Below are 12,493 nucleotides of genomic sequence, written 5' to 3' on the forward strand. Positions count from 1 at the left end.
AGTTTTTTTTTGGCGCCCGATCATCGGTATTTCCTCATGGAATGAGGGAGGTTTTATGAAAGCCACACGTCTAATTAGCAGTTTACTCACGATCCTTCTCGCTTACTCTCTCGTCATTACTTCCGCAGTCAAGATCCCACCGGAGCCAGCTCGTTCAATAAATCAGGATCCAGCAAATGCGGCCGGCGAACTTCTTGTTACGGAAGAGCCGGCCGAACTATTTCCAGGCACCAACGGGCCGTATCAGGAAGGGCTTGATGTCGCGACCAAGAATTTTCTAAAAGGACTCTCAGGAACGCGGTTCGAGGTCGCGATGAGCGTGATCCAGACCGTAAATAAGGCCGGGGGAAAAGTGGTTTTTGTCGGAAGCTGGATCAGCGGCAAGAATTTTGTCGATCCGCTGCTTGGCGGAACGTCCGATTTTGATATGCGGGTGGTTTTTGAGGGCAGCCCAGAGCTCGCGAAGGCTAAATACAACCAACTGCGACGAGAGATCACGAGCCAGATCAATCAGCGGTTCGGCCCGCAGGCTGCTAAGGTGCTGAGCAGCACGAATCTTTATCCGCCGGAGTCGATCCTCAACGGGATCGATGATGCCGCCGAAGCCCTGGAAAAATTGGCCGCGGAAGGAATCAACCCTAATCTCGGGGGAGCGATCACTGAAGGGCTGTGGGGAAAAGGAGCAAAAGCGTTTAGAGATGCGTATGAGGCACAGGCAGGACGCGTGATCTGGAAGGAAGGCAATCTGATCCGCTCAGGAATTGCCGATCTGCTGCCCGGGCTTGAGAATGCCGGGATCTATACGATCGAAGGTTCGGGAAACACGTCGCTTCAATTCGTTGAAAAGGTCGAGAATGCTCTCAAGGCCGGCGACACCAAAAGTGCGGCAAAGAGCCTCGATCGCCTACGCAAAATGATGAAAAAGGGCCGAGATCTCGGCCGGTTTGGTGAGGCGAGCTATCTCGATGACGTTTTGCGGGAATGCTGCCAGTCTTTGCAGCTCGTCAATGGTAAAGAGACCCTTGTGATGGATCTCAAAAAAGCTGCCGAGGAGCTTGCAAAACCAAGCGTAAGAGAAGGCCTGGGCAATAGCCTTCGAAGGGCGAAGATAGAGGCAGAACTATTGATCCGTTGGGCAACCGAAACAAATCCACAGATCCTGAAGGTAATACGCGAGATGCTGCAGGTCGGGTCGGGAAAGTGGACACGTGTAATTGAGACATTCCTGCATTATGGCGGCCGAGTCGCTGAGATCGGCGGTAAGGTTCGTTGGGATCTCGCTCTAAAAGGATTTTTTGGTTTTTTGGTGGTCTTGCAGGCCGGGGATTATCTGAAAAAGGCCACGCAGGCTGATCTTGAAGGTTTGATCCAGAATATCCTGCTCGACGCGACCTTCATGGTCTCGGCGAAATTTGTAATCGGATTCGTGCCGTTGATCTTGAAAGCGATCATGGATGATGCGATCGCGGCCGGCTATAACATTGTCACCGCCCAACAGGAATGCCGCGATCTCATCGCGGGTATTTATGAGGTGAAAGGGCGAGAATCGCTCGATGTAAATCAGCGAACAGAACGAAGCATCGAGCAACTCGCGACGCTTTATACAGACGAATCGAAAGTACTCGAGGTCGTTGCCGTACACGCCAGAAATGCGTCCGTTCGAAACGACAAAGCCGATCCGGAGATCGAGCGAATCCTTAATGATAAATGCGGCCCCGAGATAGTCAGCCGATGGCGAACCCGCCGCATTGAGCTGATCGCAGACGCGATCGACGTACTGAAGAAGGTCGAAAGCGATTTTAATGCGAGCAGCCTGATCGCCAACGCGGATCCGGAAGAAGTGACGCTTGTTCCGGATCAGGAAAGTGAGGTCAACGTAAAGGCTACATTTGTGGGCAGTTCCGAAAATATTCGGAAGGGACTGGCAGAATTTGAAAAAAGGATGCGGCTTCTCGGTGGTCAGGACAAACTGGTTGCCGTCGAAACCACGCAAGTTTATCGATGGAAGCCTTTCAACCTGACCGAGCAAGAGACCTGGTCGCCGGTTCTTCCGATCTTTGCAGCGGAAAAGGCTTCGAGGAAATTCAAATTCACCGGAGACACCGTCAAGATGCTCCGGTTTGAATACGAATTGATCATCGATGTGAAAACGATCGCTGATGACGTACTAAGTGCTAAAGCAGAACTTGATAAACAGCTAACGAAATCAGTTCCTTTCAATATCATCGTTCACCGGCAATCGGGAGGGCTCGATATCGGCGTTTCGCCGAACCCTGAGCCGGAAAAAACAATTACGCTGACCGCGATCCTTGATGACGATCTTAAAAAGCTCAAAGACCTCAGACTTGCCTGGACCGACCTGACCGCAGGCGGCGCTAGAGCGGGCGATTCGTTCTCGTTTACGCTTCCGGAAAACAGCTCCAAAAACGTACGCCTCGAGGCGTTTTCCAAGGTTAACGGCGTCGAAGTTAAGGTCGCCGAAACCGCAAAGACCGTAAGCGTCGGTAAAAAAGAAACGAAACCTTCGCCAACCCCGACGCCCGAGGATCAGGTGATCGATACGCGGAAACTGAGTTTCGCCGGTAGCGTTCCCGGCATTTGGGATGGTGGAAACAACCCGCAGGGTTTCGATCTGGCACGGCAGCAGGCAAAAACCAAGACGCCCGGCGAATGCCAGTGGGAAGCTCAGGTGCATTCCGAGGTGTGGGGAAAGATCAATCCGTCATTTGCTCCTCGAACGGCTGCCGAGATATCTCAAAAGATCGATGACCTTGTCGCCGACGCAAAGCGGTGGGGATTTACATTGAAGGTCCGAAGCTACGCGATCGGCGACTTCAAGGGACAATTTGTCGATTCGTCAGTCAAGTTCTCTAACGGCGCATGGGTTGGATATGGATATAACGCGGACGGTGTGCAAGCTTACGGCCGCGGTTGGGCGATCAAGGGACGCGATGTCGTCGAGGTCGGTTATAACGCCGGGGGCTCAGGATGCTGGACGAACGTTGACCGCGGATTTCTCGAGGCTCATACCGCCTCTGCTCAGGCAGAGGCGATCGGGATCGTGAACAGTCTCGCACTCGTTGAGAAAGGCGAATTCAAAAAAATACCTTACACCGGGCCGAAACTCGATGGTTCGGACCTGCCGAAAGTCACGTTTTCACCGCCATCGCTCGAAAAGCTAAAGGTCGGCGAATCCGCCCGTGTGACAGTGATGGTCGAAAACGCCAAAGCAGAAGATTCGCCATTCAAATACAGCTGGGGTGGTGTCTTCGAAGGGAAACCGGAAACCTCGCGAGATGTTGCGACGGTTACGGTCAAGGCAGCAAAGCCCGGCAAATTCCCTCTGTCAGTTGGCGTCGAGGGAAACCGGTACTTTCTCGGTTCCGCTTATCTCGAATACGAAGTCGCCGACTACAAGGCGATCATCAAGCAGGATAAGCCGAACACGCGAAAGGTCGCGGTCGGAACACCGGTCACTTTCTCAGCACAGATCTTATCTAGCGGTGCTCCGGCGAGCGGCAATTTTGTTTACCAATGGCAGCCGAATCCCGAGGTCACATTTGATCCGGTCGAGGGGCCTAAAAATAGTGCCATTGCGACCTTTAACCGTCCAGGAGTGACGAAAGTTTGGGTTACGGTCTTTGAGAAAAAGGGCCAGGTACTGGTTCCTCTCGCTGAGGCCGATCAAATCGAGGTCGAGGTCGTAAATCCGGAACTGAAGGTGATTTTCGCACCGGCAAAAGGATTTATCGGTAACGAGATCAAAGCTCGAGTCGAGGTTACTCCGGCGGAATTGAAAGATATCGACTTCCGCTGGCAAATATCCGCGAACGGCAGACAGACGTTCGAATCGCAGGATAAGCGCGAGGTCACGTTCATTCCACAGAATGCCGAGCCAATCACCGTAACTGTCAGGGCTCGTGTTCCAGGCAAGGGCGACGATCTAGGAGAGAAATCGGCCACTTTTACTGCCGATAAATACGACGTCAAGGTAAATGTACTTGGACCGGAAGGCCCGAAACCGCAGATATGGAGGGAAGGCGTTGGGCTGGTGCCGCTGGAGAAGGGAATTGCCGTTCACCAGTTTGTCGGAATGCGGGCAGAAGTCACACCGGCCGTCGAAGCTGCTCGTTATGAATGGACGGTCAATGAGGACACGCATTTTGAAAGTAATAACATTTCACAGCAGATCCGGCTCTCTCGCAGCCAGGTTGGAACCGGCGTTGCAACCGTGATCGTTCGCGACAAGAATGGGATCGAGCTTGGGCGTGCGAGCAACTCGTTCGATGTTTCCGTTTCTCAGGCAGATCTGGATCAGAGGCCGAAAGCGACTCCTACCCCGACGCCAAAGCCGACGCCTAAACCGACGCCGGTGGTAATCACTGCGTCAAAATTTGCGACGAAGCTTATTCAGGGCGAACCAATGTCCGGCGAAGCCCGCGAAACGCAGGGGCCGAGAGGGAATCGAACGTGGCCATTCACGCTGCGGATAACAAGTTACGATCCGGCGACAGGTCTGGTAGTTGGAGAGATCACGTGGCCGAGCCTGCAATCGGTCAATCGGGTCCGCGGCAATTTTTCAGGGAACACACTGGCTCTTACCGAGACCGAAGCGATAAAAGCCGGCAGTGCCCACTTGAATGTCGGCTATACGATCGTCATTTCCGAAAGCGGAGCAACCGGCAAATACAGTGATCATGCTGATAACACCGAAGGCACTGTGAGGATGCCTGCGTCGGCAGAGACAGAGCCCGGTGACTCAGCCGGAACCGCGATCAAACAGGGCGACACTCTGTATGACAGCGGAAAATACAAGGAAGCGATCGATTCCTACAACAAAGCTCTCGCGGCAGATCCAAATTCCGCTGCGGCTTATGCCGGCCGCTGTCTGGCAAAACGAAGTTTGCAGGATAATGCCGGAGCTCTGGCTGATTGTAATCAGGCTCTGAAGCTTGACCCTAACAACGCTAGTGCCTATCGCGGACGCAGCATGATCAAGCGGGGAAATAATGACCTGCAAGGTGCTCTTTATGATGCGACCCGGGCCATTCAGATCGATCCGAACGATTACCGGGCATATCTGACCCGGGGACTCGCGAAAGATGCGTTAAAGGACTACGCCGGTGCCGCCGCCGACTACGACCGTTCACTCCAGATAAATCCGAATTATCCGAACGGATACTCGTATCGTGGTTTGACGCGGATCAATCTCGGGGATTACCGCGGAGCACTGTCGGATCTGGATCGATATATTTCTCTCAATCCTACGAGCAGCACTTCTTACAACAACCGGGGTATCGCAAAAGAACGACTGGGCGATATTCCCGGCGCAATTGCCGACTACGAAAAAGCGATCGCTCTAGATCCTAACAACGAGACCGCCAAGAGGAACCTTGGGATCATGAAGGCGAATGCCGGCGGTGGCGGTGTTAAGAAGGAGAGCGGTGTATTGGACCTGTCGGGCGAGCGGTGGAACTGGTTCGATCCGAGGGCCGATGCTTCATACGAAACCTCGGGCGGCAACATCATTATTCGGGCGCCGAAGGGCAATGACCTCTGGCCGGCAACGAATTTTGATGCTCCGCGATTAACGAAGGAAGTTACAGGTGATTTCACACTTCAAACCCGACTGCGCGGAATTTGGAGCTTTGACTACAATGGCTCGGGTTTGACAGTACACGTCGGGCGGACAAGCGTTGTTCGATTCGAACGCGGTATTAACGGTTTTGGAAATTCCGGCCAGCATATCAACTTTTCGGCATTTGTGGACGGGCGGGAGACGGGTCGGGCGCAAATTATGTTCTCGAATAATGATCTTTACCTTCGGTTAATAAGGCGAGGCGATCAGTTCACCGGCTATGTCAGTATTGATGGAGCATCGTGGCAGCGAGTTGGGGAAGTTACGGCTCATTTGCCTGAAACGGTGAATGCGGGCCTGGTTTTGATCAATGAATACAACAACAATACGTTCCAGACGACATTTTCGGAGTTCAAACTATTCCAGGACTCGGCGTCAGGTTTTGATCCGAGGCCTGGCTTGTATCGCACACCAAGCAGCGGACTAACCTACGAAATATCAGCCATTACCGCAAACACATTGCGGTTGCGGCAATGGCAGACGACGACCCCTGAGCCTCCGTCGAGAGGCGGTGATTTCTACAATGCCGGGACGGCCACCTTGCTCGGCGATGGTATCACGTGGCGTGCGAGAAATCGCGACGTTGAGGGATATTGCTGCGGCAATAATGTTGATTTCGAGTTCCAGTTCCTTTCGCCAACGAGCTTCAAGGGAATTCGTTATCGATTATGGCCATTGGGCAGTCCCGCACCGGGACCGAATGATGGCTGGCAGGCTCTATCTCCAGATGAATTTCGTCTTGTCGGAGCCGTTCGCCGCGCCAGCCCCACAACCGACCGGGGGGGGGGGCCCCGGGCGCAGGGGCCGGGCCGGGGGGGGGGGGGGGCCCGGCCCCCCCCCCCCCGGCCGGAGGAGGAAAAACCCCCCGGGCGGAAAACCCCCCGGGGGGGGGGACCGCGGCCCCCCGCCGACCACCGGGGGGGCGCCGCGGGGGGGGGGCGCCCCCCCCCCCCCCCCGCCGGGCCCCGCCGGGGGGGGGGGCGGGGGGGGGGGAGAGGGGGGGAAAAGGGGGGGGGGACCCCCCGCGGGGGGGGGCGGGGCGGCAGCAATATCCTTGGGAACTCGACCTCACGCCAACGCCGGGTGCTGCACCTACGCCAAGGCCAACGCCGGGCGTAAGCCTGCCTCAGGGAACGGAGAGAGTAATTTTCAAGAACACCAATATCGGCGGAGTGTATAACGGGCCGACTGCGGCAACGCAGTTCTCGATCTCGGCTCCGCACATGATCACGTATGTCTTTACATACCATTGGAATGATGCACGCGGTGCCGCACGTCCTGGCACAATATCACTGCGGCGATCCGACGGAACGACGTATGGCCCATGGTCCACAACTGGAACACCGGGCCAGGGAGGCGTTCCAAATGCTAATTGGGAAGCTAATCCGAACGTTGTAATCCCGGCGGGAACTTATACCATCGTCGATTCCAGCCCGTCAACCTGGGCACAGAATAGCGAAAGCGGCGGCCGCGGACACGCGATCGTCAAAGGCTATCCAAGCGGCAGCACGCCGGTCGCAGATCCGGTCGTAAAGCCGACGCCGACGCCGATCAAACAGCCGGTAGCGAATGCCGGGAGGTATGTAACGGCAATTTTCGAAAATCGTTCGGGCGAAGCGGTTCATATTTTTGCGGAGGGGCTGAACTTTGGGCCGGAAAATAAACTGGCACCGGGTGAAAAGCGTGAAGTGCGTGTCCTTATGACCGCGGCGGGGCGGATCAAGTTCATTTGCGGCCGCAATGGCCAGGTCATATCGACAAAGACGTGGAATGGCGACCCCAGCGATCTCAACAGGTTCCCGAGGGTCATCTTTGACGGCTCGCAATTGATTATTATGACCGGGTTGCGGTGAGCCTTGCTTAGACAAAAAACGCGCAAAAAGTAATGCGTTTTGAGGAGTTTCTATCATGCTAAAAAGAAATTTGTTATTAATGATCGTCCTCGCAATTACTGCATCTATGGTCTTTACAGGGAACTTTAGCGATGCCGGGGGGCGTGACCGGCGTGGATCGATCCACAGGACGGGAAAGAAAAAAAAGAGGGCCCCCCCCCCCCCAGGAGAAAAGGAGGGGGCGGGCCGCCGGGGGGGGGCGGGGGGAAAAGATTTTGGGGGGGGGGGGGGGGAAGGGGGGAGGGGCGAAAGAAGGGGGGGGGGGGGGGGGAGGGGGGAGGGGAAAGGGGAGGAGAGAAATTTCGTCTTATCCTTTTAACGTGCAGGCTCAGGGTTATTGGAAATATGATAGCGAGTCGTTCAGGCCGACAAATGAGTACTACGCGACCGTCAAGCCTTTGCCAGGACACGTGTATGAGGTGAGGGTGGCCGGCGGGCTTCAAGGCGGCTCGATCGAGCAATTTTTCAAGACAGACAACGCCGACCGCGTGGTGCATCTCACGACCTCGACCCTCACCTTCGGAGCCAATACCGATCTGGTGACCCTGATCCCGCTTCAGAAGGTCGTGTTCCAGTTGGGTTTGGCGTTCAGCGCGAACGAAGCTGTCCGAGCAAACGGTCCCCAGTGGGGGTACGGAACTGGCAGCATCGCGATCGACAATGGCGAGTACATTGTCACGGTGGGCACGCAGCCCGGTGCGGCAGCCAGCGGCAAGGGCGAAGGAACGATCCCGGTTGGCGGCCCAGGCTCGACAATGGTGATCCATGTCAGCAGCGGCCTTTCCCAACTTGGAGCCATGCACACCACGCTGGATATCGTCTACGTTTGGGTCGCGGGCACGCCGCCAAAACCGAAACAGGGCTCGCCGAATCTGGCGTTGAATCGGCCGACAAAACAGAGCAGCACCTCACCGTGGTCAAAACCAAACGACGCCAATGGAGCAGTTGATGGCGTGAAGAACGGATCATACGGCTTTCATACCGAGAGCGAAAAAAATCCTTGGTGGCAGGTCGATCTAGGTGAGGTCAAGCAGCTCTCTGAGATACGCATCTTTAATCGGACCGATTGCTGCACCGAAAGAGCCCGGACGATCGAGGTTTGGATTTCCAACGACGGGAACCGGTGGAAGCGGATCTTCGCCAACAACGGCACGATCTTTGGCCGATTCGCCGGTAAGCCTTTAAGCGTCAATATCTCAGGCGAGTCAGCTCGTTTCGTTCGGCTTCAATTGGCCGAAACGACCTGGTTCCATTTAGATGAGGTCGAAATTTATTAGAGTAGCACCTCGATAGGACAGAATAGCGAAATCTTACATTCAGGAGGTGAAGAGATGAACACCAGTTTGAAAAATATTATTAGAACGGCACTTCTGACCGGACTACTTTTTGTGAGTGTGAATGGTCAGACAAGTATCACGTGGGAAGGTAACGCGACGGCATTGCGGGAACGTAACAATCAGCAGTTCTCATTCGCCTGTCCGGCGGGTGGTACGCTGTCAGGAGCGATCTGGGGAACCGACCTTTACACCGACGATACGTCGATATGCACGGCGGCGGTGCATGCACGACGGATCACTCCTCAGGGTGGCGGGGTTGTTACGATTGAAATTCGTCCGGGATCGTCGAGTTATGCCGCATCGTCTCGCAACGGAGTTACCAGCCGAGCATATGGAGGATGGAGCGGAAGCTACGTGATCGTCGGCTCAACGACCCCGCCGATCGAATCCACCGCCCAGAAGATCGATTGGGGAACAACGGCAACTGGCCTTCGCGGTCAGAACAGTCAGCGGTACGCGTTTCAATGTCCGGCCGGCGGTACGCTTTCCGGGTCGATCTGGGGAACGGACCTTTACACAGATGACTCGTCGATATGCACGGCCGCGGTACACGCCGGGTACCTCGATCCGAGGGCAGGCGGTATTATCACGATCGAAATTCGCCCTGGGGCTGCCAGTTACGCCGCCTCAGCCAGGAACGGTGTTACAACTAAAGCTTACGGCCGTTGGAGCGGCAGTTTTGCGGTCGTAAACGTGAAAGAGCCGACGGTCGACCCGAACGCCAAGACCATAGGATGGGCAACTACTGCGACCGATCTCAGGGGCCGCAATGGTCAGCAATTCAAATTCTTCTGCCCGCCGGGCGGCTCAGCGTCAGGTGCTATTTGGGGAACCGATATCTACACGGATGATTCGCCGATCTGCACCGCGGCAGTTCATCGCGGCTTGATCACTACTATTTCCGGCGGCAGCGTCACCCTCGAGGTTCGTCCAGGAGCTGGCGGATATTCGGCATCGACGCGGAACGGCGTTACTAGCCGAGCATACGGCGGATGGTCGGGCAGTTTTACAGTTTTTTAGGCTTTATCGGAGGATACTGATATGAAAAGATCCATTATTTTAGTTGCTCTATTTATTGGCTTGACAGTCTCAGCCTATGCTCAATCTGGTGTGATCTCGGGCAAGCTGGTATATCCCGGCGACGGCATACCGCGAGATATGGTTTTATGCCTCAAGGTAACAACTCTATACGCGGAGCCGGTTTATTGCTCAAACAACAAGGCAGCAGTACTCCGCGAGGCAAAGATCAGTTTCAAGATGAACTTTCGGGCCGCGACATACGAGATCGCCGCGCCGTCAGGAACATATTTACTTTACGGAATGACGAGCGAAGTGCCGGGTCACAAGGCGTATTACAACGAATTTGTGAGGTGTGGTATGAGTGTCGATTGCCACTCCAAAAAGCCGATCCCCGTAAAGGTCAAGCCTGGCCAGAAAGTTAAGGGAATAGGGGTTGGCGACTTTTGGGAATAACGCTCGCCGCTAGTAACAAAATTGGAACCTCGATCATGTTGAGATGGTCGAGGTTCTTTTTCTGTTCAAGATCCGAAGCGGAACTCGAAGCGCGGCCCGAGTTCTGAATCAATTAATAGACAAGCCAGGCGTCAAAAGCCCAGCCGGTGTTTCCCGCATAGCTGACGCGGCACCATCGACCGGTGTGTCCACCAATATTCTGGGAAAATCCCTGACAGCTCAGAACCCGCACGCTCGCTCCGTGAGGAATCTGCATAACGCGATAGCCACCGTTTGAGCTCGGATCGCTCCGGAGAGCAAGGAAGCCATCGCCCGGTGAATTTACCCAAGCGTTTGTGCCCCCTGATCGAATTACAGGCGGTGGTGAAGACTTGCTCTGTTTTTGCTGGGCATCGATCTTCTTTTCAAGCTCGGATAGCTTTTCAAGCAGCTTTGCGTTTTCAGCATCCGGCGTTGCGGACTGGGCCGCCGGAGGAGTCGGCGATGCGGGCGGCGGCATTGTCTGTTGGGTCTGGAACACCGGCAGCCCGTTGCACGCGAGACCGGCCCCAAGCAGCAGCCCTAACGCGATCGTCAGGTCAACATGGTCTCTTTTCATAATAACCTCCCTGAGTAATTGCCAGACAGGCTGACAGTTTGAAATTTCTAACAGGCCATTGTGTGACATCTACTCAACAAATCAGGCGCAATCGCCGTGCCATTTTGAACACGAACAGTAGGCCGATTTGGGCGGCATGATGCGTTTTTTAGAAGGTGCATAATGACCGAGCGTGGAGAAATTCATATAGCGTCGAAGTTTGTCGCGCCTCCGTCCCCCGAGCGTTCGTTTTTGGGCCTCGAGAGTCCAATATTGCTTGGTAACATTCCTTTGTGTTACGGCATAGCTATTGCCATTTTCTGTATTGAGAAATAGCTTTTCTTCTACATTGAAAGAGGATCTGGTGTGTCTGGTAATGGCACGGAATACGAGGAGGTAACAATGTTCAAAAAGCTTATATGTGTCCTATCGATCGTTATTGCTGCGGTTTCAGCTGGGCTGGCCCAGGAAGGTTTCAAGCCGCGTGACGCCGACGAGGCCGAGGGGTGGCAAATTTACAATCAGTACAAAGCAAGCCGTGCCGCGGAGGCCATGGCTACAAGGCAGATCAAGCAGGCGATCGGCGACGTAGGTACTACCTCGTTGAGTTCGATCGGGCTCTTGGGTTCCGACCCGAGCGATCGGGAGCGGCTGAATGAGCTGAGACAAAAAGTTGATGCAGAGCGGCAAAAGCAAGCTCAGCTATTGGCGAAATGGGGCGACAAATTCTATTGGCGTTACGGCGACCTGGCATGGGCCGAGGACAAGATAAAAGACCCAGGAACAAAGCGCGAGATGGACCGGATAGAATTCGCTCTCACATATTTTCCTTTCAATCCCAAAAAAAATAATCCGTCACCCGCTCCCGAAGCCGGCTCGACCAGCCTGACGCTGCAGTCCCCTGGCTATTGGGGAGTTCTTAGCTACACGATATCGGGAGCGAAGCTTGAACCGCCTAGCGGCGGTGATAGCGGAAAGGTTGCCGGACGCCAGTACAAAGGCTTGCTCTCTGGAACTATCCTTACCGTTTCCGGAACTGCAACCAGTTCGAATCCGTCGAGCGGGCCGGGTTCGTTGGACTATTACGAACTCAGAGTTTCGGTTGCAGCGGGCAAGGAGCACAAGGAGTACAACTACATAGCTCCGAATGGCGAGAGGCTAAGTAAATCATTCTCTCTATCTGTCCCCGTCGCTCCGGGATCATCAGGAAGTTTTGCCATCAGTCTATTGGAACAGAACGCGAATTATGGGCCACACGGCTGGGTGGTCGGTGGTAGCCTTGCAGGATCCCCGACGTTAATTCCCGTGACCGCCCCGGCCGGTGGTCGCGCAGCAACGGCAAACAACCTAAGCGTGGAATACGACACCGACCGGCCGGGCGGCGACTACCGTAATTTTGATCTGCCAGAGGCTAATTTTGAATTGTGCCGAAATGCCTGCGCGGCGGATCCGAATTGCAAAGCCTACACTTATGTAAAACCCGGCGTTCAGGGCATAAGGTCGAGGTGCTGGTTGAAATCAAGCGTATCCGGCAGCGGGAAGAGCACTTCGTGCATTTCCGGGATAAAACCTTGAT

Annotated in this window: 7 protein-coding genes; 6 read left to right on the forward strand and 1 reads right to left on the reverse strand. The window is 54.8% G+C overall.

Annotation, left to right across the window (positions count from 1 at the left end):
• Positions 1 to 55: 55 nt before the first annotated feature.
• The 5 genes from IPG22_14860 to IPG22_14880 all read left to right on the forward strand — a co-directional run bounded on the left by IPG22_14860 (position 56) and on the right by IPG22_14880 (position 10,340).
• On the forward strand, positions 56 to 6,757 hold the full coding sequence (locus tag IPG22_14860; GenBank protein ID MBK6589568.1) for a tetratricopeptide repeat protein: 6,702 nt from the start codon (positions 56 to 58) through the stop codon (positions 6,755 to 6,757).
• Between the two features lie 53 nt (positions 6,758 to 6,810).
• Positions 6,811 to 7,491: a hypothetical protein gene (locus IPG22_14865; protein MBK6589569.1), complete on the forward strand. Its 681-nt coding sequence runs from the start codon at positions 6,811 to 6,813 to the stop codon at positions 7,489 to 7,491.
• A 359-nt stretch (positions 7,492 to 7,850) separates the two neighbouring features.
• Complete coding sequence (locus IPG22_14870) at positions 7,851 to 8,807, forward strand: discoidin domain-containing protein (protein MBK6589570.1); 957 nt, start codon at positions 7,851 to 7,853, stop codon at positions 8,805 to 8,807.
• A gap of 54 nt (positions 8,808 to 8,861) precedes the next feature.
• Positions 8,862 to 9,887, forward strand: coding sequence for a hypothetical protein (locus tag IPG22_14875; GenBank protein ID MBK6589571.1), 1,026 nt, complete (start codon positions 8,862 to 8,864; stop codon positions 9,885 to 9,887).
• 21 nt (positions 9,888 to 9,908) lie between these two features.
• Positions 9,909 to 10,340 (forward strand): hypothetical protein, encoded by a 432-nt coding sequence (locus IPG22_14880; protein MBK6589572.1) that lies wholly within the window; start codon positions 9,909 to 9,911, stop codon positions 10,338 to 10,340.
• A 112-nt stretch (positions 10,341 to 10,452) separates the two neighbouring features.
• On the opposite strand, the gene IPG22_14885 is transcribed toward IPG22_14880, so the two are convergent.
• A complete protein-coding gene (locus tag IPG22_14885; protein ID MBK6589573.1) occupies positions 10,453 to 10,938 on the reverse strand; it encodes an SH3 domain-containing protein in 486 nt (161 codons plus the stop codon).
• A 381-nt stretch (positions 10,939 to 11,319) separates the two neighbouring features.
• On the opposite strand from IPG22_14885, the gene IPG22_14890 reads away from it, so the two are divergent.
• Positions 11,320 to 12,492, forward strand: coding sequence for a PAN domain-containing protein (locus IPG22_14890; GenBank protein ID MBK6589574.1), 1,173 nt, complete (start codon positions 11,320 to 11,322; stop codon positions 12,490 to 12,492).
• The last annotated feature ends 1 nt before the right edge of the window (position 12,493 follow it).

Source organism: Acidobacteriota bacterium, assembly GCA_016703965.1.
In the GTDB taxonomy this organism is placed as follows: domain Bacteria; phylum Acidobacteriota; class Blastocatellia; order Pyrinomonadales; family Pyrinomonadaceae; genus OLB17.

Coding starts and splice junctions, on each gene's coding strand:
- IPG22_14860 (MBK6589568.1), top strand. CDS start 56: ATGAAAGCCACACGTCTAATTAGCAGTTTACTCACGATCCTTCTCGCT.
- IPG22_14880 (MBK6589572.1), top strand. CDS start 9,909: ATGAAAAGATCCATTATTTTAGTTGCTCTATTTATTGGCTTGACAGTC.
- IPG22_14890 (MBK6589574.1), top strand. CDS start 11,320: ATGTTCAAAAAGCTTATATGTGTCCTATCGATCGTTATTGCTGCGGTT.
- IPG22_14885 (MBK6589573.1), bottom strand. CDS start 10,938: ATGAAAAGAGACCATGTTGACCTGACGATCGCGTTAGGGCTGCTGCTT.
- IPG22_14875 (MBK6589571.1), top strand. CDS start 8,862: ATGAACACCAGTTTGAAAAATATTATTAGAACGGCACTTCTGACCGGA.